Source organism: Pseudomonas sp. R1-15 (assembly GCF_051132085.1).
Taxonomy (GTDB): Bacteria; Pseudomonadota; Gammaproteobacteria; order Pseudomonadales; family Pseudomonadaceae; genus Aquipseudomonas.
In genome coordinates, this window is the sequence record NZ_CP071660.1 from 231,696 (window position 1) to 252,038 (window position 20,343).

A 20,343-nucleotide genomic window follows, 5' to 3' on the forward strand; every position below is an offset into this window, starting at 1 on the left:
GTGGCGAGGGAGCTTGCTCCCGCTCGGCTGCGCAGCAGTCGCAAAACCAGGCGATGCGGTTTGCCTGAAAGAATGCTGGGGGCCTGCTGCGCAGGCCAGCGGGAGCAAGCTCCCTCGCCACGGGTTTTGGGTGTCTGGGAGGGCGCCATCGCGAGCAAGCTCGCTCCCACAGGTGGTTGGGGTTGTTGCAGATATCTCAGCCAGCACAGGTCCAATGTGGGAGCGAGCCTGCTCGCGAAGGCGGTCTTCAATCCACCACAGGCCTTTCAACCTGACGCTTGAATTCCAGCCGATCCATTTCCCGCAAACTGATGAAGAGTGTCCTCAAGCCGATCCCTGTGGCGAGGGAGCTTGCTCCCGCTCGGCTGCGCAGCAGTCGCAAAACCAGGCGATGCGGTTTGCCTGAAAGAATGCTGGGGGCCTGCTGCGCAGGCCAGCGGGAGCAAGCTCCCTCGCCACGGGTTTTGGGTGTCTGGGAGGGCGCCATCGCGAGCAGGCTCGCTCCCACAGGTGGTTGGGGTTGTTGCAGACATCTCAGCCAGCACAGGTCCATGTGGGAGCGAGCTTGCTCGCGATGGCGGTCTTCAATCCACCACAGGCCTTTCAACCTGACGCTTGAATTCAAGCCGATCCATTTCCCCGCCAACTGATGAAGAGTGGACCTCAAGCCGATCCCTGTGGCGAGGGAGCTTGCTCCCGCTCGGCTGCGCAGCAGTCGCAAAACCAGGCGATGCGGTTTGCCTGAAAGAATGCTGGGGGCCTGCTGCGCAGGCCAGCGGGAGCAAGCTCCCTCGCCACGGGTTTTGGGTGTCTGGGAGGGCGCCATCGCGAGCAGGCTCGCTCCCACAGGTTGGACGGTGTTGATCATATATTTCAGTTCGACACAAAACCCTGTGGGAGCGAGCTTGCTCGCGAAGGCGGTCTTCAATCCACCACAGGCCTTTCAACCTGACGCTTGAATTCCAGCCGATCCATTTCCTGCCAACTGATGAAGAGTGTCCTCAAGCCGATCTCTGTGGCGAGGGAGCTTGCTCCCGCTCGGCTGCGCAGCAGTCGCAAAACCAGGCGATGCGGTTTGCCTGAAAGAATGCTGGGGGCCTGCTGCGCAGGCCAGCGGGAGCAAGCTCCCTCGCCACGGTTATGGGGTGTCTGGGCTGACGCCATCGCGAGCAAGCTCGCTCCCACAGGTGGTTGGGGTTGTTGCAGATATCTCAGCCAGCACAGGTCCAATGTGGGAGCGTGCTTGCTCGCGAAGGCGGTCTTCAATTCACCACAGGCCTTTCAACCTGACGCTTGAATTCAAGCCGATCCATTTCCCCGCCAACTGACTCCGGGCAGTGGATTTTATTTATCGCTGCCCGGCTTGTTAGCCAAGTAAAGCCCCTTCCTTTTCCATTAGACTTGCCGCCTCCAAGCAAGCCTTCAGGACACGGAATGCCAGTCCCTCCAAGCCCCCTTCGCAAAGCCCTGGTCGTTTGGCTGTACGCTGCGGCCCTGATGCATCTGCTCGCCGGTCTTACGCTGACCTGGGCCGGTCACTCCGGCTTGCTCGATGATTACCTGAACACCATCGAGCAGGCGTTCTGGGGTGCGGACATCGTGCCGGTTACCGTCCGCACGCAACAGGTCTGGTGGCTGGCGCTGTTCGGCGCCACGTTGCAAAGCTATGCGTTGTACATGCTCGCGCTGGTCCATCTCGGCGATCGCCTGAAAAGTGCCATGCCCTGGGGCTGGCTGATCGTCGGCATTCTGCTCTGGGCGCCTCAGGACATGCTGGTTTCCGCCCAGGCGCGGGTCTGGTCGCACCTGTGGTTCGACAGCTTTGCATTACTTGTTTTACTGCCGCCGCTGTTCTGGCTTTATCGCCATGATCGCCGCACCGCCCTGACCGACAACACATCGAGTGAGTCGAACCATGCCTGATTTTTCGCCGCTGGACTGGGCCATTGCCCTGCTGATTGCCCAGGCCATCCTCGGTGCGCTGGATACCCTGTATCACCACGAACTCACTGTCGCCTTGCCCTATCGCCACAGTGCGCGGCTGGAACTCTCCATCCATTCCCTGCGCTCGTGTTTCTACGGGATCCTGTTCCTGGGTATCGCGCATCTGGCCTTCGAAGGGACATGGGCGATCGTCATCGCGCTGCTGTTCGCCCTGGAGATCGGTCTGACGCTGTGGGACTTCGTGGTCGAGGACCGTAGCCGCAAACTGCCGCCCATCGAGCGCATCATGCACACCGTGCTGGCGGTCAACGGTGGGGCCTTCTTCGCGCTGTACGGCGTGCAACTGGCGCAGTGGGCGAGTCTGCCGACCGGCCTGAGCACGATCGACCTGGGCTGGCGCGGCTGGCTGCTGACGTTGTTTGCCATCGGCGTCACCGCCTCGGGCATTCGCGACGGCTTGGCCGCCTTGCGCATGCAGCGCCAGGGCAAGCCGGGTAACCCGTTTGCCGGTGGTGCCTACAAGCGCGTGCTGGTCACGGGAGGCACCGGGTTTATCGGCGAGACCCTGGTCAATCAGTTGCTCGATGCCGGGCACACGGTCAGCGTGTTGGCCCGCGATCCATTGAGGGCGGCCTATCTGTTTGACGGCCGCGCCCGCTGCGTGCGTTCGCTGGGCAAGCTGGGCCATGACGAAACCTTCGATGTACTGATCAACCTGGCGGGCGCGCCGGTGGCCGGGCCGCGCTGGAGCCCGAGGCGCCAGGCGCAACTCATCGCCAGCCGGGTCGATACCACCGAAGCCTTGATGACATGGTTGAAGAACGCCCGGCACAAACCGGCGTTGTGGATTCAAGCGTCGGCCATCGGTTTTTATGGCGTGCGCGACGCCAGCGAAAGCCTCGATGAAAGCGCCAGCCAGGGCGATGGTTTCATGGCCGAACTCTGTTCGCGTTGGGAAGCCTCTGCGCGGCCCGCAACCGAGTTGGGCGTGCGACAGGTGGTGATGCGCCTGGGCGTGGTGTTCGGTCCGGGCGGTGCGTTGCTGCCGTTGCTGATTCCGTTTCGCCTGGGGTTCGGTGGGCGGATGGGCGATGGTCGGCAAATCATGAGTTGGGTGCACCGCGACGACGTGATCCAGGTGATCGCCCGTGCCTTCGAAGACGAAAGCCTGAGCGGCACCTACAACCTGGTAGCGCCGGAAACGGTCAGTCAGGCTTTGTTCGCCGAACGTGTCGGCAAGGCGCTCAAGCGCCCGGTGTGGTTCCACATCCCGGCCGCGCCGGTGCGCGCCCTGGCTGGCGAGATGGCCCAGCTGTTTTTCGACGGCCAGCGCGTGGTGCCCGATCGTCTCGTTCAGGCCGGTTATACGTTCCGTTACCCGACACTCGACGCTGCCCTGCGCGACCTGGCCTGAGGACTGTCCATGAGCAAGCCGAGGATGTACCTGCTGGCCGGCAACGGTAGCGCTGCCGATTGGTGGGACGACGCGTTGCCGCACTTCAAACGCTACGACGTGGTGCCGCTGGAGCTGCCCGGTTTCGGCGACAACCCTCAGGCTCCTTGTGAAGACCTGGCGGCCTACGCTCAGGCGTTGCTCGCGGCAACGGTAAAGGGCAGCGCGATCATGGCGGTCGGGGTGAACGCCTTGCTGGTGCTGCACGCCTTGCAACGCCGGCCCGGGCACTTTTGCCGCAGCGTATTGCTGGCGCCGGTGGGCGCGTTCTTGTGGCAGCGACGATTGCCGGCGCTGATGTCGCCGCTGCCGATTCGCAAGACCATTCATTGGCTGCTGGCGAACAAGCCAAGGCTGTTCGCCCACAAGTTCTCCCGCCAGCAATGGACGCCCGCGCAGTACCAGCGCATGGGCGCCGGCTATGCCCGCTGCCGGGCCTTTGTCCCGCATTGGGATCTGGTGCGCGCCGACACCGCGTTGCCGTTGCTGGAGTGGATCAGCGACCCGGTCGAACTGGTATGGGGCGATCAGGACAAGATGCTCGGCATCGCCCAGGCAGCGGCATGGTCAGCCATTCTCGCCCGCGCCGACTTGACCATCAGCCTGAAGCCCGGTTGGGGCCACTACCCGTGGATCGACTCACCGGCTGAATTTGCCACCTGGCTGGAGTCCGGCGAGCGCGGGTTCGTCGCGCACACCAAGGGTGGCCGCTTGCGCCTGGCGGAGCTGGCCGGGCAGCCGGTGCCAGCGGCGCTGTCACTCAACGATTGTCATGATCCACGCTTGCCAGGATTTTTGTGCAGCCAGCCGGATGCTGCCTGGGCCGTGCGTTCCTCCAGTTACGGGGAGGATCAGGCCGATGCGGCCAATGCGGGCTTGAGCACCACCTACTTGCGCGAGCCGACACACAATGTGCCGACACGCATTGCCGAGCTGAGCGCGGCGGGTGTCGAGGAAGTGGTGGTGCAGCGTTTCATCACCCCACGGCTGTCCGGGATCGCCTTTGTGCGTCACCTTTCGGTTGAGCTGGAATGGGTCGAAGGCCATCTGGAGTCGTTGGCCGATGGCAAGGTGAGCCCTGAGCGAGCGATCATTTCCCGTCTCGGCGAGTCTTGGAACAGCGGCACATTCACGCCGGCCCATGGCCTGACCGCCGAAGCGCTGTGGCAGTTTCTCCAAGGCGTGCTGCGGGTCTTCCACTACGTGCCCGGCGATGTTGAATGGGCCTGGGACGGCACGCAACTCTGGTTGCTGCAATACCGGCCGATCAGCGACTACGGCTGGCGCCGTCACCTGACCGCCGCCAACATCGCCGAGATCCTGCCGCCACAACCCAGCGTTCTGGTGGAGTACGCCCAGCGTCGCGCGGCGGCAAGCATTCCGGCGATCATGGCGCGTTGGGATTCACGGATTTTGCAGGACAACGAGCCTTTCACCGCGGTGTTTGGCGGCGCCTCGTATATCAACAACGACCTGTTTCTCGCCCGGCTGGCAGACTGGGGCATCAGCGCCAGCAGCTATGCCGGCGAGGTCGGTGGGGCAACGCCGCACCTGCCTTGGCGGCCGCTGCGCCTGCTGCGGTCGCTGCCGTTATTTTTGCGCATGCAGCGTATCGCTCGCGGGCATCTGCTTACGTTGGAAAACGGTTTGCGCCGTTTCGACCGAGAGCTGCACGAACTGACCGGACAAGGCGCTGACGGCCAGCAACTGGCCGACTGGTTTACCCGCTTCTACGTATTCGTGGTGCAGGGCAACCTGTGCATCGCCAGCGCCTTGGCCAGCAGTGGCGGCGACTGGCTGGGACGACCGCCGACCGCCTATGACAATCTCGAACACAGCCCTCATCGCTTGCCTTGGGAAACCGATCCGGCAACGCCGCGCCCGGCGCCGACCGATCTGCCGTTGCAACCCTTCCCGCAATGGCCGTTAGCGATTCGCCTGGCCCATGACGCCGGCCTGCCAGGGCTGCGCGGCTACTACTTGCAGGTGCGCGAATGGTATCGCGACAACCTGATGCGGATCTTTTTCCGCCTGCACCACGCCATGCCGAGCGCCGACCGCGAGCATTGGTTCGCGCCGCACCGGGACATCCGCAGCCGCGACGGCAGCTTCTGGCAGGACGGTCGTGAAGGCACCGAGCAGGCGAGCGGATTCCTTATCTACCCGGGTCAGGCCCAGGGCGTTCTCGGCGAGGACATCCTGTTGGAAGACACCCTGGACCCTGGCCGCCACGCTCACTATCAAGGCGCCCGCGCCGTGATCGCACGCATGGGCGGCCGCCTGTCCCATGGCTCGACGCTGCTGCGTGAACTGCGCAAACCTTCGGCGGTACTGCCTCAAGTAGACGTGGGATGGCTGGGGCGTGAGGTGGTGTATTGCGATGGGGAGTTGAGGTTGGTGGAGTAGGAGGGTCTAAACTGAGGAACATCAGCCAGCCATCCGTTCATGCTCAGGAGTCCCGCATGGAATCCCCAGTCCATACGCTGCCCGCGTTATTCAAACAACTCGGCCTACCCGACGACGCCGTCAGCATCGATCAGTTCATCGCCAGCCACTCGCCGCTCAAGCCCGAGCTGCACGTGTCCGATGCGTTCTTCTGGAGCGAGGGCCAGCGACAGTTGCTGCGCGACGAAATCCTTGAAGATGCCGACTGGGCGGTGGTGGTGGATCAACTCGACGTGCTGTTGCGCAAGGGACGGAGCGAGTGAGGTTGGCTCGAAAACTGTGGGAGCGAGCTTGCTCGCGATGGCGGTATGTCAGTCAACATTGATGTAACAGACCTACCGCTATCGCGAGCAAGCTCGCTCCCACAATTTGTTATTCCTGTATGGAATTAATAAATAGCTTCTTATTCCTTAAATAATATAACTCTCCTCCTTATACTCGTCCGGGAACAGACAAGCAGGAGAGCACCCATGCGCAACGAATCGATTCGCTACCTGATTGTGCCGGGCTGGCAAGGATCGCCGGAAAATCATTGGCAAACCCACTGGCAGAACAGCCTGCCCAACAGTGCCCGGGTCGAGCAGGCTGACTGGCTGACGCCACGGCGTGAAGATTGGGTCGCCGCGCTGGCCGAAGCCATCGCCAGCGACAGCACGCCAGTGATCCTGATCGCCCATAGCCTGGGTTGCATCACCGTGGCCCATTGGGCCGCCACCGCGCCGGTGCCATTCCTGCGGCAGGTGCGTGGCGCGTTGCTGGTGGCGCCGGCGGATGTCGAGCGCCCCGCTTGTGCCCCGGCGCTACGCAACTTCGCGCCGATTCCCACGGACCTGTTGCCGTTTCCCAGCCAAGTGGTCAGTTCCGACAACGACGCGGCGGTCAGTGCCGCGCGCGCCATGGAGCTGGCGCGGAGTTGGGGGGCCGAGGCCGGGATCCTGGCCGGGGCGGGGCACATCAATGTGAAGTCCGGCCACCAGCGCTGGGAGCAGGGTTTCGCTTATCTCTATCGTTTGCAAAACCGCATGGAGCATCACGCCCTGCGTCGCGCCTGAATTTTAATGCCCTCCGTCTCGCCGGCGGTTTGGGGCGGGAGCCTGCCATGAGCCTGCATGAAACCTTCGGTCAGCCCTTGCTGACCTTTCCCGACTCGGAAAAAAGCCCCCTGAGCATCCGTGCCAAGGCACTGGTGTTCGTCGACCCGCGTTCGCGGCAGTTGCGCAAGGAGCTGGAACAACTGGCGCCACGGGCGATTTCGGTGCTGATTCGCGGCGAAACCGGCACCGGCAAGGAGCTGCTGGCCCGGCATATCCATCGCGAGAGCAATCGCGGTGGGCTGTTTGTTTCGGTCAATTGCGGCGCTATCAGCCCGACCTATGCCGACGCCGAATTGTTCGGTTATTCCGTCGGCAGTTATAGCGGTTCGGCCAGCAGTCGGGCCGGGTGGTTCGGCTCGGCCAACGGCGGCACGCTCTACCTGGATGAGATCGGAGACCTGCCGCTGCCGATCCAGATCAAGTTGCTGGCGGCGCTGGAAAACCATGAGGTCACACGTGTCGGCGCCCAACAACCGAGCCCGGTGGACGTGCGCCTGGTGGCGGCCACCAGCATTGATCTGGCGCAAGCGGTGGACGCCGGAAAATTTCATGACCGGCTTTATCATTACCTGAGCGAGGGGCAGCTCGAGTTACCCGCCTTGCGCGAGAGGGTGGGCGATATCCTGTCCCTGGCCGAATATTTCCTGGGCATCTACAGCCAGCGCCTTGGCCTGGCCGTGCCGCTGATCAGTGAAGCGGCGCAACGGGCGCTTGAACGCCACAGCTGGCCGGGCAACACCCGCGAGTTGGAGAACGTTATCCATTTTGCATTGCTGGTGAGTGCCGGCGATGAGATTTTGCCGGAGCATCTGAATTTGCCGTCCCAGTTTTCAGCCCTGGAACTGGTCGAGCGGCAGGTGGAGCAGGTTATTGCACAGGGCTCGCAAGCTGAGCGCACCGCCCTCAAGGCGCTGCTCGATCGACTGGACCAAACGCTATAGATCAGGACGCCCACCTGTGGCGAGGGAGCTTGCTCCCGCTGGGCCGCGCAGCGGACCCAAGATTTTGCGATTGCTGCGCAACCGAGCGGGAGCAAGCTCCCTCACCACAAGAGCGCTTTCCTTATATGAGCAAAATGAATATGAACTTGAATAAAAGATATTGTTAAGGCATAAAAAATGTCGGTATCTTCCGCATCACGCCAGCGATAGCACTTCGCTGGCACACCCACATTTGGCCGTCGTCCATGACGACAGTGATATTGAATAAGGACACTGCATGAAAAAGGTTCTGTTGTTCACCGCATTGGCGGCAGCCCTGACCTCGAGCCTGGCCCAGGCGGCGGAAAAACTGGTCGTGGCTGCCACACCGGTACCCCACGCTGAGATCCTCGAGCTGATCAAGCCGGCCCTGGCCAAAGAAGGCGTGGACCTGGAAATCAAGGTGTTCACCGACTACGTCCAACCCAACGTACAGGTTGACCAGAAGCGCCTTGACGCCAACTACTTCCAGACCCTGCCTTACCTCAAGAGCTTCAACGAAGGCAAAGGCACCAACCTGGTGACGGTGATCGGCGTCCACGTCGAACCGTTTGGCGGCTACTCGAAAAAAGTAAAAAGCCTGGCTGAGCTGAAAGACGGCGCGACCATCGCCATCCCTAACGAAGGCAGCAACAGCGGTCGTGCCCTGATCCTGTTGCAGAAGGCTGGCCTGATCAAACTCAAGGACCCGAAAAACGCCCTGGCAACGCCGAAAGACATCGCCGAGAACCCGAAGAACTTCAAGTTCAAGGAACTGGAATCGGCCATGCTGCCGCGTGTGCTGGACCAGGTCGACCTGGACATGATCAACACCAACTACGCCCTGGAAGCAGGTCTCAACCCGGCCAAGGATGCCTTGGTGATCGAGGGTTCGGATTCGCCTTACGTGAACTTCCTGGTGGCCCGTCCGGACAACAAGGACAGCGCGGCCATCCAGAAACTGGCCAAGGCGCTGACCAGCCCGGAAGTGAAGGCGTTCATCGAGAAGAAATACAGCGGCGCGGTACTGCCGGCGTTCTGATTGGCGCGGTAGACCTTAACGCAGTTACAAACGCCGACGGCTGATACAGCGTCGGCGTTTTTTGTGCTCAACATATCGTGTAGCGGCACGGCTTACCCGTGGCGAGGGAGCTTGCTCCCGCTCGGCTGCGCAGCAGTCGCAAAAACGGCTGATGCGGTCTACCTCAAGAACAGAGGGGCCTGCTCCGCAGGCCAGCGGGAGCAAGCTCCCTCGCCACGGATGAAGCAACACCGACCACTGTGGGAGCGAGCCCGCTCGCGAAAGCGGTTTGTCAGTCACTACTTATTCAGGCCAATGCCACGCCGGCTCATCCAGCATCCGCTGTCCGACGATTGCGGTCTGTCCCAAGTCTTTTTCCAGCACGATGCAATTGCAGTTTTCATCCTGCTCCAGCGCGGCGATCAGGCGTGTCGCATGGGACACGACCCAGACCTGGCAATTGGCCGAAGCGCGGATTATCAAGCGTGCCAAGGCCGGCAACAGATCCGGGTGCAGGCTGGTTTCCGGTTCGTTGAGAACCATCAGCGAGGGCGGGCGCGGCGTGAGCAGGGCGGCTACTAGCAGCAGGTAGCGCAGGGTTCCATCGGACAGCTCGGCGGCCGACAACGGTCGCAGCAGGCCGTGTTGCTGGAAGGCGATGGCGAAACGCCCGCCCTGCAGTTTGTCGATGTGCAGTTGAGCGCCAGGAAACGCATCGCCAATGGCGGCGTGCAGGGCTTCGAAGTCGCCTATCTCCAGAATCGTTTGCAACGCTGCAGCCAGGTCGCGTCCGTCGTGGTGCAACACTGGGGTGCGAGTGCCCAGTTGCGGCTGGCGCACCGGGGCGTCGGCATCGCTGCGAAAGTGGTCGTAGAAGCGCCAGCGACGAATGAACTCGCGCATCTGCAGGACCTCCGGCGAAGCGCGCAGGCTGCCGACCTGATCGAACAGGCTATCGAAGGTCGGGGTGTGTTGGGCCAATACGTCCCACGAACGGCTTTCACGGGCGCGGATCATCGGCCCGTTGCGGTCCACCAGCAAGCTGGCAGGCCTGTAAACCGGTCCGGCCCAGATGCATTCGCGCTTGATTTCAGGGTCCAGTGAAAACGCCGAACGACTGGGTTCCGGCAGGCCCAGGGCGATCGAATAGCTGAAGTTTTCCCCGGCAAATCCGAGGCGCAGGCGCATGCTGCCCTGACGCACGATGCCCTGCACAGGTACATCGCCGTTACGCATGCGACGGCTTATTTCTTCCGGGCCGGCCCAGAAGGTCGAGCCCAGCCCACCTTCACGGGCCAGGGCATTGACTACGCCTCCTTGCGCCGTCTCCGCCAACAGGCGCAGGGCGCGATACAGATTCGATTTGCCACTGCCGTTGGGCCCGGTGATCAGGTTCAGCCTGCCCAGCGGGATGACCAGTTTGTTGATGGACCGGTAGTTGGCCACCGCCAGGGTCGTGAGCATGCGAATTCCCTTCGTACATGGATGTCACAGACGAGTCTGCCCGATTCCTGTGCATTCGGTGAACCCTGTTCTAAGCTCACAGTCGTATCGTCACTGGTACGTCCGTACAACGCAAAGGAGTCTGCATGGCTGGTCCTGGAATCAAATTGATTGTTGGCTTGGGCGTGTGTGCGGTGTTGGCGGGGTGCGGTGACAAGAAGCCCGAGGAAAAAGCCTTGCCACGGGTTTTCGTGCAGCATGCCATACCTTCCGAATACGCCGCCTCGGTGACGCTTACCGGCGATGTCCAGGCTCGCGTGCAGGCTGACCTGTCGTTTCGTGTCGGCGGCAAGATCATCGAGCGCAAAGTCGACGTCGGCGACCGGGTCTCGGCCCGGCAAGTGCTGGCCCGGCTCGATCCACGTGACCTGCAGACCAACGTCGATTCCGCCGAGGCCCAGGTGGCCGCCGAACAGGCGCGGGTCAAGCAGAGTGCGGCGGCATTTGTGCGCCAGCAGAAGCTCTTGCCCAAGGGCTACACCAGCCAGAGCGAATACGACGCGGCCCAGGCGCAACTGCGCAGCAGCCAGAGCGCGCTGACGGCGGCCCAGGCACAACTGGCCAATGCCCGCGAACAGCTGAGCTACACCGCACTGATCGCCGAGGCGCCGGGCATCATCACGGCGCGCCAGGCCGAAGTGGGCCAGGTGGTCCAGGCCACGGAGCCGATCTTCAGCCTGGCCCGGGACGGTGAGCGCGACGCGGTGTTCAACATCTACGAGTCGCTGCTGAGCGAACCGCCATCGGCGCCGGACATTGTCATCAGCCTGCTCGACAACCCTGCCATCAAGACCACCGGTACGGTGCGCGAGATCACCCCGGCGGTGTCCGCCGAGACCGGCACCGTGCAGGTCAAGGTCACGCTCAACGACTTGCCCGAAGGCATGCGCCTGGGTTCGGTGGTCAGCGCCACCGCCAAATCCGCAGGAAAAACCGCCGTGGAGCTGCCCTGGTCGGCACTGACCAAGAATCTCAGTAATCCGGCCGTGTGGCTGGTGGACGGCGAAGGCAAGGCGCAGTTGCACAACGTCACCGTTAGCCGCTACCTGACCGGCAAGGTCATCGTCAGCGACGGGCTCAAGGGCGGCGAAAAAGTCATCATTGCCGGCGGGCAGTTGCTTCATCCGGGCATGCGCGTCGAGATCGCTGAAAACAGCTATGAGAAAAACCCGTCAGGAGCCCAGCCATGAAGCGCCTGTGGATGGTCGCGGCCGGCCTGCTGCTGGCCGCCTGCTCGAAAGAAGAAGCACCGCCGGAGCCGGTGCGGCCGGTGTTGTCCATTGAGGTCCGGGCCTTGGACCAGCAGGCTCTGGGACGCTTCGCCGGGAATATCCAGGCGCGCTACGAAACCAACGTGGGTTTTCGTGTGCCCGGGCGCATCGCCAGTCGCAACGTCGATGTTGGCGCGGAAGTGAAGAAGGGCGACCTGCTCGCAACCCTCGACCCCACCGACCAGCAGAACCAGTTGCGCGCCGCTCAGGGCGACCTGGCGCGGATCGAGGCGCAGTACATCAATGCCCAGGCCAATGCCCGTCGCCAGCAGCAATTGTTCGACCGTGGCGTCGGTGCCCAGGCACAACTGGACATCGCCCAGACGGACCTGAAAACCACCGCTGCCTCCCTGGAACAGGCCAAGGCCACGGTGGAACAGGCCCGCGACCAGCTCAACTACAGCGAACTGCGTACCGACCATGACGCGGTCGTCACCGCCTGGACGGCCGAGGCGGGGCAGGTGGTGACCGCCGGCCAGCAAGTAGTGACGCTGGCCCGCCCGGACGTCAAGGAAGCGGTGATCGACTTGCCCGCCGGGCTGGCCGAGCGCCTGCCCGAGGATGTGGTGTTCGAGGTCGCCGCTCAACTCGACCCGGCGACCCGCACCACGGCCATCGTGCGCGAGATCGAGCCTCAGGCGCAAAGCGCCACCCGTACCCGCCGCGCGCGCCTGACCCTGACCGATACCCCGCCGGGCTTTCGCCTGGGCACCGCCATCAGCGTGACTCTGAGCTCGGCCATCGAACCGCGCATCGAGCTGCCGCTCAGCGCGTTGCAGGAAGTCGACGGCAAGGCGCGAATCTGGCTGATCGACCCGCAGAGCCAGACAGTCTCGCCACGAGAAGTACAGATTATCGAGCGATCGGCCGGTTCGGTCCTGGTCGCCAACGGCATCAAGCCTGGCGACCGCGTGGTCAGCGCCGGGGTGAACAGTCTCCAGCCGGGGCAAAAAGTGAAACTCGACGAGGACGCACGATGAAAGGGCCTTTCAACTTATCCGAATGGGCCCTGCGGCATCAGTCTTTCGTGTGGTACCTGATGTTCGTCGCATTGCTGATGGGCGTGTTCTCGTACATGAACCTGGGCCGCGAAGAAGACCCGTCGTTCACCATCAAGACCATGGTCATCCAGACCCGCTGGCCCGGCGCGACCCAGGAAGAAACCCTCGACCAGGTCACCGACCGCATCGAGAAAAAACTTGAAGAGCTCGATTCCCTCGATTATGTGAAGAGTTACACCCGGCCGGGGGAGTCGACGGTGTTCGTGTATCTGCGTGATACCACCGGCGCCGAGGAAATCCCCGAGATCTGGTACCAGGTCCGCAAGAAGATCAATGACATTCGTGGCGATTTCCCTGAAGGCTTGCAAGGCCCAGGGTTCAACGATGAGTTCGGCGACGTGTACGGCTCGGTGTATGCCTTTACCGGCGACGGCCTGTCGATGCGTCAGTTGCGCGATTATGTCGAACGGGTGCGCGCCGAGATCCGCGACGTGCCCGGCCTGGGCAAGGTGGAAATGGTCGGCGAGCAGGACGAAGTGCTGTACCTGAATTTTTCCACACGCAAACTCGCCGCATTGGGCATCGACCAGCGCCAGGTAGTGCAGAGCCTGCAGTCGCAGAACGCCGTGACCCCGGCAGGGGTGATCGACGCCGGGCCGGAGCGGATCTCCGTGCGCACGTCCGGCCAGTTCCAATCGGAAAAGGACCTGGCCAACGTCAACCTGCGACTCAACGATCGTTTCTATCGCCTCGCCGATATCGCCGACATTCGCCGTGGTTACGTCGACCCCGCCACGCCGATGTTCCGCTTCAACGGCACGCCGGCGATCGGTCTTGCCATTGCCATGAAGAAGGGCGGCAACATCCAGGAGTTCGGCAAGGCGCTGCATGCGCGCATGGACGAACTGACCGCGGACCTGCCGGTGGGGGTCGGCGTGCATACGGTGTCGGACCAGGCCGAAGTGGTGGAGGAAGCCGTCGGCGGCTTCACCAGCGCCTTGTTCGAGGCGGTGATCATCGTTCTGGTGGTCAGTTTCATCAGCCTCGGCATCCGCGCCGGGCTGGTGGTGGCCTGCTCGATCCCGCTGGTGCTGGCGATGGTGTTCGTGTTCATGGAATACAGCGGCATCACCATGCAGCGGATTTCCCTCGGTGCATTGATCATCGCCCTCGGCTTGCTGGTGGACGATGCCATGATCACCGTGGAAATGATGGTCACGCGATTGGAAAAAGGCGATTCCAAGGATCAGGCCGCGACGTTTGCCTATACCTCGACCGCTTTTCCGATGCTCACCGGGACCCTGGTGACCGTGGCCGGCTTCGTGCCCATCGGCCTGAACGCCAGTTCGGCTGGCGAATACACCTTCACCCTGTTCGCGGTGATTGCCGTGGCGATGCTGGTGTCCTGGATCGTCGCGGTGCTGTTCGCCCCGGTGATCGGCGTGCACATTCTCAGTCCCAACGTAAAGCCCCACAGCAACGAGCCGGGACGGGTCGGACGGGCCTTCAACGGTGGCCTGCTGTGGGCGATGCGCAATCGCTGGTGGGCAATCGGGATCACCGTGCTGCTGTTCGCGCTGGCGGTATTCTGCATGCGCTTCGTACAGAACCAGTTCTTCCCGTCCTCGGACCGCCCGGAGATCCTGGTGGACCTCAACCTGCCGCAGAACGCCTCGATGGACGAGACGCGCAAGGCGGTCGATCGCCTGGAGGCCACCCTCAAGGGCGACCCGGACATCGCGCGCTGGAGCACTTACATCGGCGAAGGCGCCATTCGCTTCTACCTGCCGCTGGACCAGCAACTGCAGAACCCGTACTACGCGCAACTGGTGATCGTCAGCAAGGATCTGGAGTCACGCACGGCCCTCAGCGAACGCCTGCAAAAGCGCCTGCGTGAAGATTTCGTCGGCATCGGCAGCTACGTGCAGGCGCTGGAAATGGGCCCGCCGGTCGGTCGGCCGATCCAGTACCGGGTCAGCGGCAAGGACATCGACCAGGTGCGCAAGCATGCCATTGAGCTTGCCACCGAACTGGACAAGAATTCGCACATTGGCGAGATCATCTACGACTGGAACGAGCCGGGCAAAGTACTGCGCATCGACATCGCCCAGGACAAGGCGCGGCAACTGGGATTGTCTTCGGATGACGTGGCCCGGCTGATGAACAGCATCGTCAGCGGCTCGCCGGTGACCCAGGTCAACGACGATATCTACCTGATCGACGTGGTGGGTCGCGCCGAAGACGCCGAGCGCGGTTCGCCGGAAACCTTGCAGAACCTGCAGATCGTCACACCGGGCGGGACCTCGATTCCGCTGCTGGCCTTTGCCACGGTGCGCTACGAGCTGGAGCAACCACTGGTGTGGCGCCGCGACCGCAAGCCGACCATCACCATCAAGGCTGCCGTGCGCGATGAAATCCAGCCGACGGACCTGGTGCGGCAACTGCAACCGGACATCGACAGGTTCGCCGCCAAATTGCCGGTAGGCTACAAGGTCGCCACCGGCGGCACGGTGGAGGAAAGCAGCAAGGCCCAGGGGCCGATCGCCAGCGTGGTGCCGCTGATGTTGTTCCTGATGGCGACGTTCCTGATGATCCAGTTGCACAGCGTGCAGAAATTGTTCCTGGTGGCCAGTGTCGCGCCCCTGGGCTTGATCGGCGTGGTCCTGGCGCTGGTGCCGACGGGTACGCCCATGGGCTTTGTGGCGATCCTCGGGATCCTTGCGCTGATCGGCATCATCATCCGCAACTCGGTGATCCTGGTGACCCAGATCGACGAATACGAACGTGACGGCTATGAACCCTGGGATGCGGTGGTGGAAGCGACCGAGCACCGGCGCCGGCCGATCCTGTTGACGGCGGCGGCGGCGAGCCTGGGGATGATCCCGATCGCCCGGGAAGTGTTCTGGGGCCCGATGGCCTACGCGATGATCGGCGGGATCATCGTCGCCACGCTGCTGACGCTGCTGTTCCTGCCAGCGCTGTATGTGGCCTGGTACAAGATCCGCGAGCCCAAGCGCGAGTGACACGGCTGCGGCACATCCAACATCAATGCAAGCTGACCCACCGCTTTCGCGAGCAGGCTCGCTCCCACAGGGTATTTGGGGCTGGGCATGGATTTGATGTCCAATGGAGATCAGTGTGGGAGCGAGCTTGCTCGCGATGGCTGCGGCACATTCAACCTCAATGCAAGCTGACCCACCGCTTTCGCGAGCAGGCTCGCTCCCACAGGGATTCGGGGACTGACATGGATTTGATGTCTATTGGGAGACCAGTGTGGTAGCGAGCCTGCTCGCGATGGCTGCGGCACATCCAACCTCAATGCAAGCTGACCCACCGCTTTCGCGAGCAGGCTCGCTCCCACAGGGATTCGGGGACTGACATGGATTTGATGTCTATTGGGAGACCAGTGTGGGAGTGAGCCTGCTCGCGATGGCTGCGGCACATCCAACCTCAATGCAAGCTGACCCACCGCTTTCGCGAGCAGGCTCGCTCCCACAGGGGATTTGGGGATGGGCATGGATTTGATGTCCAGTGGAGATCAGTGTGGGAGCGAGCTTGCTCGCGATGGCTGCGGCACATTCAACCTCAATGCAAGCTGACCCACCGCTTTCGCGAGCAGGCTCGCTCCCACAGGGGATTTGGGGATGGGCATGGATTTGATGTCCAGTGGAGACCAGTGTGGGAGCGAGCTTGCTCGCGATGGCTGCGGCACATCCAACATCAATGCAAGCTGACCCACCGCTTTCGCGAGCAGGCCAGCCCGGTGTCTCCGAATCTTTACTTGCGCAACAACCGCAACCCATTGAACACCACCAGCAAGCTCACCCCCATGTCGGCAAACACCGCCATCCACATGGTGGCGAACCCGGCGAAGGTCACCCCAAGGAAAATCGCCTTGATCACCAACGCCAGGGCGATGTTCTGCTTGAGGATGCTCGACGTCTGCCGCGACAGCCGGATGAACGCGGGAATCTTGCGCAGGTCGTCGTCCATCAGCGCTACGTCAGCGGTCTCGATGGCGGTGTCGGTGCCGGCCGCCGCCATGGCGAAGCCGATTTCCGAGCGGGCCAGGGCCGGGGCGTCGTTGATGCCGTCGCCCACCATGCCGACCCGGTGACCCTCGGCGTAGAGCTTCTCGATGATTTGCAGCTTGTCTTCCGGCAACAGGTCGCCATGGGCTCGGTCCATGCCCACCTGTGCGGCAATCGCCTCGGCGGTGTGGGCGTTGTCGCCGGTCAGCATCAGCGTCTTGATGCCCAGGTCATGCAACTGCCGGATCGCTTCGCGGCTCGAGTCCTTGACGGTATCGGCCACAGCAAACAGCGCCAGAGGCTTGGTGGTGTCGAGCAGCAGCACGACGGACTTGCCTTGTTTTTCCAAGGCGAAGAGTTTCGCTTCCAGCTCGGGAGAGCACAGGCCCAGGTCTTCCACGAGGCGATGGTTGCCCAAGTGATAGGTCTGGCCGCCGATGTCACCGCGAACGCCGCGCCCGGCAAGCGCCGCGAAGTTATCCACAACCTGCTGCGCCAGTTGTTTATCCACAGCCGCGTGGGCAATCGCCCGGGATACCGGATGGTCCGACCGCGCCGCGAGGCTGGCGGCCAGGGCCGGTGCGGTGGTTTCCACGCTGGGGTCGAGTGCCAGGTAATCGGTCTGCACCGGTTTGCCGTGGGTGATCGTGCCGGTCTTGTCCAAGGCCAGGTAATCGAGCTTGTGGCCGCCCTCCAGGTACACGCCGCCCTTGACCAGGATGCCTTTGCGCGCCGCTGCCGCCAGGCCGCTGACGATGGTCACGGGGGTGGAAATCACCAGTGCACATGGGCAGGCGACCACCAGCAGGACAAGCGCCCGGTAGATCCACTCGAACCAGACTGCGCCCATGAACAGCGGCGGGATGACGGCCACAGCCAAGGCCAGGGCAAACACCGCCGGGGTGTAGATTGTCGAGAACCGGTCAACGAAGCGCTGAGTCGGTGCCCGGGCCCCCTGGGCCTGCTCCACGGCATGGATAATCCGCGCCAGGGTGGATTGATCGGCCGCGGCGGTCACGGCGTATTCCAGTTCGCCGGCCTGGTTGATGGTGCCGGCAAACACTTTGTCGCCCACGGTCTTGTCCACCGGCAGGCTTTCCCCGGTGATCGGCGCCTGGTCGATGGTCGAGCGACCTGCGACCACAGCGCCATCCAGCCCGACGCGTTCACCGGGGCGAACCCGCACCCGCGCGCCAAGGGCGATGCTCTTCACTTCCTGGACCTGCCAACTGCCATCGGCCTGCTGCACGGTGGCCTGTTCCGGCGCCATCTGCATCAGGCCGCTGATGGCGTTGCGCGCACGGTCGAGGGACTTGGCCTCGATCAGTTCGGCCACGGTGAACAGGAACATCACCATCGCCGCTTCCGGCCATTGGCCAATCAACACCGCGCCGGTCACGGCGATGCTCATCAGGGCGTTGATGTTCAGGTTCAGGTTCTTCAGGGCGATCCAGCCCTTCTTGTAGGTGGCGAGGCCACCGCTGAGGATCGACACCAGCGCCACCAACGCGACGACCCAGTTCGGCGCGGCGTTGGTGAAGTGAATCACCTCGGCGCCCAATGCTGTGACGCCGGACAACGCCAGCGGCCACCATGGTTTGGCTGGAGCGGGCGGGGTGTGAGTCGGTTTGTCCTGGCCAGCCGTCAACGGTTCCGCCTGCATTCCCAAGGACTCGATGGCCTTGATGATCGGCGTGTCGCTGGGCAGGTCATGGGTTACGCCCAGCACACGGTTGATCAGGTTGAATTCCAGTCGCTGCACGCCTTCAAGTTTGCCGAGCTTGTTCTGGATCAGTGTCTGTTCGGTAGGGCAGTCCATGGCTTCGATGCGAAAACTGCTCAGCCGCGCACCGTCCGTCGGCGTTTTGTCGAGCGTGACTACCGCCGGCGCTGCCTTGGATGAGCAGCAGGAGTGCCCGTGCTCATGGCCATGGGCGGGTCGGGGTGTATGGATGGAATCGTTCATCGGGTTACGTCCGTGAAAAGTGCCTGTTGCGCAGTAAAGACCCTGTAGCCACTATAGGGTCAAGCACCTATTTGGAGTTCATCCGATGAAGATTGGCGAACTGGCGAAAATCACCGACTGCCAGGTCGAGACCATCCGCTATTACGAACGTGAGGGGTTGCTGCCGGAACCGGCCCGCAGTGACGGCAATTATCGCGTCTACACCCAGGCCCATGCCGAGCGGCTGACGTTCATCCGCAACTGCCGGACCCTGGACATGACCCTGGAGGAAATCCGCAGCCTGCTCGCCTTGCGCGACAGCCCCCAGGACCAATGCGAGAGCGTCAACGCATTGATCGACGAACACATCCACCACGTCAAGGCGCGCATCGACGGACTGCAGGCCTTGCAGGCGCAACTGATCGACCTGCGCCATCGCTGTGGCGAAGGGCCGGATCTTGAGCAGTGTGGGATCTTGCAACGGTTGGAGGTGAGCGGGGCGGTGGCGCCGGAGGTGGAGCATTCACATGTGGGCAGGAGTCATGGGCATTGACCTGACCTGCAGCGCATGCAGATCCAGTGTGGGAGCGAGCTTGCTCGCGATAGCGGTTTATCAGTCAACATCTGTGTTGAATGTGATGACCTCATCGCGAGCAAGCTCGCTCCCACAGGGGAGACGTGGTGTTTTTTAGACCGCCATCGGCGCGGTCATCGGCGCATGGTGTTGGTAGCCTTCGAGGGAGAAGTCGCTCGGTTCGACCTGCTCCAGCCACTCGGGCTGGTATACGCCGGTCTTGGCGAACTCCGGCACGCGCTCGGAAATCACCAGTCGGGGCATCGGGAACGGCTCGCGCGTAAGCTGTTCATTGAGCATGTCCAAGTGGTTTTCGTAGACGTGGGCATCGCCGATGAAATAGGTGAACCAGCGCGGCGTATAACCGGTCAGGCGGCCAATCAGGCTTAGCAGCGCGGCGCCTTCGGTGAGGTTGAACGGCGTGCCCAGGCCCAGGTCGTTGGAGCGGATGTAGAGGGTCAGGGAGATTTCCCGGGTCTCGACATTCGGATGGAACTGGTACAGCAGGTGGCACGGTGGCAGGGCCATTTCATCGAGCTGGGCGCAGTTCCAGCCGTGGAACAGGATGCGCCGGCTGCCCGGGTCCTTGATGATGGTGTCGACGCACTGGCGAACCTGATCGATGGCCTTGTACAGCACCACGTAGGCCTGACCGTTTTCTTCGCCTTCGGCGATCTGCCGATAACCCTGGGCCAGCGTCTGCTCGATGGCGGCCGCGTTGCTCAGCGGGATCTGCTTGTAGGCCGGCCACTTGCGCCATTGCACGCCGTAGATCTCGCCCAGGTCGTCCTCGCCCTGGCGGAACGGGTTGGCCAGCCATTGCGCGTTTTCGTTGGCGTTCTGGTCCCAGACCTTGCAGCCCAGGGCCCGGAACTCGGCGGCGTTGTTCACGCCACGCAAGAAACCGCACATCTCGCCGATCGCCGACTTGAAGGCCATCTTGCGCGTAGTGATGGCGGGAAAGCCTTCCTTCAGGTCATAGCGCAGCATCGCGCCAGGGAAACTGATGGTGTTCACGCCGGTGCGGTTGGCTTGCTTGGTGCCGTTCTTGATGACGTGAGCCACCAGGTCGAGATATTGCTTCATGGGTTACCTGTGTCCT

The 20,343-nt window shown here is 62.7% G+C and carries 15 protein-coding genes; 11 read left to right on the forward strand and 4 right to left on the reverse strand.

What is annotated here, in order from left to right; translation table 11 throughout:
• Positions 1-247: 247 nt before the first annotated feature.
• Positions 248-928, reverse strand: a complete 681-nt coding sequence (locus J3P97_RS00965; protein ID WP_434673266.1) for a hypothetical protein — start codon at positions 926-928, stop codon at positions 248-250.
• Between the two features lie 506 nt (positions 929-1,434).
• Between J3P97_RS00965 and J3P97_RS00970 the strand changes: the two genes are divergently transcribed.
• From J3P97_RS00970 to J3P97_RS01000, 7 genes are all read left to right on the forward strand, one after another.
• A complete protein-coding gene (locus tag J3P97_RS00970) occupies positions 1,435-1,923 on the forward strand; it encodes a cell division protein (protein ID WP_434673267.1) in 489 nt (162 codons plus the stop codon).
• Positions 1,916-3,358 carry a TIGR01777 family oxidoreductase gene (locus J3P97_RS00975; protein ID WP_434673268.1) on the forward strand — a complete coding sequence of 481 codons (1,443 nt, stop codon included), beginning with the start codon at positions 1,916-1,918 and terminating at the stop codon, positions 3,356-3,358. Before J3P97_RS00970 ends, J3P97_RS00975 begins: the two co-directional genes overlap by 8 nt.
• 9 nt (positions 3,359-3,367) lie before the next feature.
• Complete coding sequence (locus tag J3P97_RS00980) at positions 3,368-5,803, forward strand: alpha/beta hydrolase (RefSeq protein WP_434673269.1); 2,436 nt, start codon at positions 3,368-3,370, stop codon at positions 5,801-5,803.
• Positions 5,804-5,859: 56 nt separating this feature from the next.
• Positions 5,860-6,105 carry a DUF2789 domain-containing protein gene (locus J3P97_RS00985; RefSeq protein ID WP_434673270.1) on the forward strand — a complete coding sequence of 82 codons (246 nt, stop codon included), beginning with the start codon at positions 5,860-5,862 and terminating at the stop codon, positions 6,103-6,105.
• Positions 6,106-6,312: 207 nt separating this feature from the next.
• A complete protein-coding gene (locus J3P97_RS00990) occupies positions 6,313-6,894 on the forward strand; it encodes an alpha/beta hydrolase (protein ID WP_434570425.1) in 582 nt (193 codons plus the stop codon).
• Between the two features lie 47 nt (positions 6,895-6,941).
• On the forward strand, positions 6,942-7,877 hold the full coding sequence (locus J3P97_RS00995; RefSeq protein WP_434673271.1) for a sigma 54-interacting transcriptional regulator: 936 nt from the start codon (positions 6,942-6,944) through the stop codon (positions 7,875-7,877).
• A gap of 277 nt (positions 7,878-8,154) precedes the next feature.
• Complete coding sequence (locus J3P97_RS01000) at positions 8,155-8,937, forward strand: MetQ/NlpA family ABC transporter substrate-binding protein (protein WP_434673272.1); 783 nt, start codon at positions 8,155-8,157, stop codon at positions 8,935-8,937.
• A 282-nt stretch (positions 8,938-9,219) separates the two neighbouring features.
• Here J3P97_RS01000 and J3P97_RS01005 read toward each other — a convergent pair whose 3' ends face one another.
• Positions 9,220-10,380, reverse strand: coding sequence for an AAA family ATPase (locus J3P97_RS01005; RefSeq protein WP_434570419.1), 1,161 nt, complete (start codon positions 10,378-10,380; stop codon positions 9,220-9,222).
• A gap of 125 nt (positions 10,381-10,505) precedes the next feature.
• Here J3P97_RS01005 and J3P97_RS01010 point away from each other — a divergent pair, with 125 nt between their 5' ends.
• From J3P97_RS01010 to J3P97_RS01020, 3 genes are read left to right on the forward strand one after another with little or no spacing between them, the layout of a single operon-like run.
• The gene (locus tag J3P97_RS01010) at positions 10,506-11,609 is read left to right on the forward strand and encodes an efflux RND transporter periplasmic adaptor subunit (RefSeq protein WP_434673273.1); all 1,104 of its coding nucleotides are present in this window, start codon (positions 10,506-10,508) and stop codon (positions 11,607-11,609) included.
• Positions 11,606-12,670, forward strand: a complete 1,065-nt coding sequence (locus tag J3P97_RS01015; protein WP_434570415.1) for an efflux RND transporter periplasmic adaptor subunit — start codon at positions 11,606-11,608, stop codon at positions 12,668-12,670. The genes J3P97_RS01010 and J3P97_RS01015 overlap by 4 nt, the downstream gene beginning before the upstream one ends.
• Positions 12,667-15,714 (forward strand): efflux RND transporter permease subunit, encoded by a 3,048-nt coding sequence (locus J3P97_RS01020; protein WP_434673274.1) that lies wholly within the window; start codon positions 12,667-12,669, stop codon positions 15,712-15,714. Before J3P97_RS01015 ends, J3P97_RS01020 begins: the two co-directional genes overlap by 4 nt.
• A gap of 754 nt (positions 15,715-16,468) precedes the next feature.
• Here the strand turns inward: J3P97_RS01020 and J3P97_RS01025 are convergent.
• Positions 16,469-18,688: a heavy metal translocating P-type ATPase gene (locus J3P97_RS01025; RefSeq protein ID WP_434673275.1), complete on the reverse strand. Its 2,220-nt coding sequence runs from the start codon at positions 18,686-18,688 to the stop codon at positions 16,469-16,471.
• Positions 18,689-18,773: 85 nt separating this feature from the next.
• On the opposite strand from J3P97_RS01025, the gene cadR reads away from it, so the two are divergent.
• Complete coding sequence (gene cadR, locus J3P97_RS01030) at positions 18,774-19,220, forward strand: Cd(II)/Pb(II)-responsive transcriptional regulator (RefSeq protein WP_434570409.1); 447 nt, start codon at positions 18,774-18,776, stop codon at positions 19,218-19,220.
• Between the two features lie 135 nt (positions 19,221-19,355).
• On the opposite strand, the gene J3P97_RS01035 is transcribed toward cadR, so the two are convergent.
• Positions 19,356-20,327: a thymidylate synthase gene (locus J3P97_RS01035; protein ID WP_434673276.1), complete on the reverse strand. Its 972-nt coding sequence runs from the start codon at positions 20,325-20,327 to the stop codon at positions 19,356-19,358.
• Positions 20,328-20,343 lie beyond the last annotated feature (16 nt).

Coding starts and splice junctions, on each gene's coding strand:
- J3P97_RS00975 (WP_434673268.1), top strand. CDS start 1,916: ATGCCTGATTTTTCGCCGCTGGACTGGGCCATTGCCCTGCTGATTGCC.
- J3P97_RS00990 (WP_434570425.1), top strand. CDS start 6,313: ATGCGCAACGAATCGATTCGCTACCTGATTGTGCCGGGCTGGCAAGGA.
- J3P97_RS01000 (WP_434673272.1), top strand. CDS start 8,155: ATGAAAAAGGTTCTGTTGTTCACCGCATTGGCGGCAGCCCTGACCTCG.
- J3P97_RS00970 (WP_434673267.1), top strand. CDS start 1,435: ATGCCAGTCCCTCCAAGCCCCCTTCGCAAAGCCCTGGTCGTTTGGCTG.
- J3P97_RS00985 (WP_434673270.1), top strand. CDS start 5,860: ATGGAATCCCCAGTCCATACGCTGCCCGCGTTATTCAAACAACTCGGC.
- J3P97_RS00995 (WP_434673271.1), top strand. CDS start 6,942: ATGAGCCTGCATGAAACCTTCGGTCAGCCCTTGCTGACCTTTCCCGAC.
- J3P97_RS01015 (WP_434570415.1), top strand. CDS start 11,606: ATGAAGCGCCTGTGGATGGTCGCGGCCGGCCTGCTGCTGGCCGCCTGC.
- J3P97_RS01005 (WP_434570419.1), bottom strand. CDS start 10,380: ATGCTCACGACCCTGGCGGTGGCCAACTACCGGTCCATCAACAAACTG.
- J3P97_RS01010 (WP_434673273.1), top strand. CDS start 10,506: ATGGCTGGTCCTGGAATCAAATTGATTGTTGGCTTGGGCGTGTGTGCG.
- J3P97_RS01020 (WP_434673274.1), top strand. CDS start 12,667: ATGAAAGGGCCTTTCAACTTATCCGAATGGGCCCTGCGGCATCAGTCT.
- J3P97_RS01025 (WP_434673275.1), bottom strand. CDS start 18,688: ATGAACGATTCCATCCATACACCCCGACCCGCCCATGGCCATGAGCAC.
- J3P97_RS01035 (WP_434673276.1), bottom strand. CDS start 20,327: ATGAAGCAATATCTCGACCTGGTGGCTCACGTCATCAAGAACGGCACC.
- cadR (WP_434570409.1), top strand. CDS start 18,774: ATGAAGATTGGCGAACTGGCGAAAATCACCGACTGCCAGGTCGAGACC.
- J3P97_RS00980 (WP_434673269.1), top strand. CDS start 3,368: ATGAGCAAGCCGAGGATGTACCTGCTGGCCGGCAACGGTAGCGCTGCC.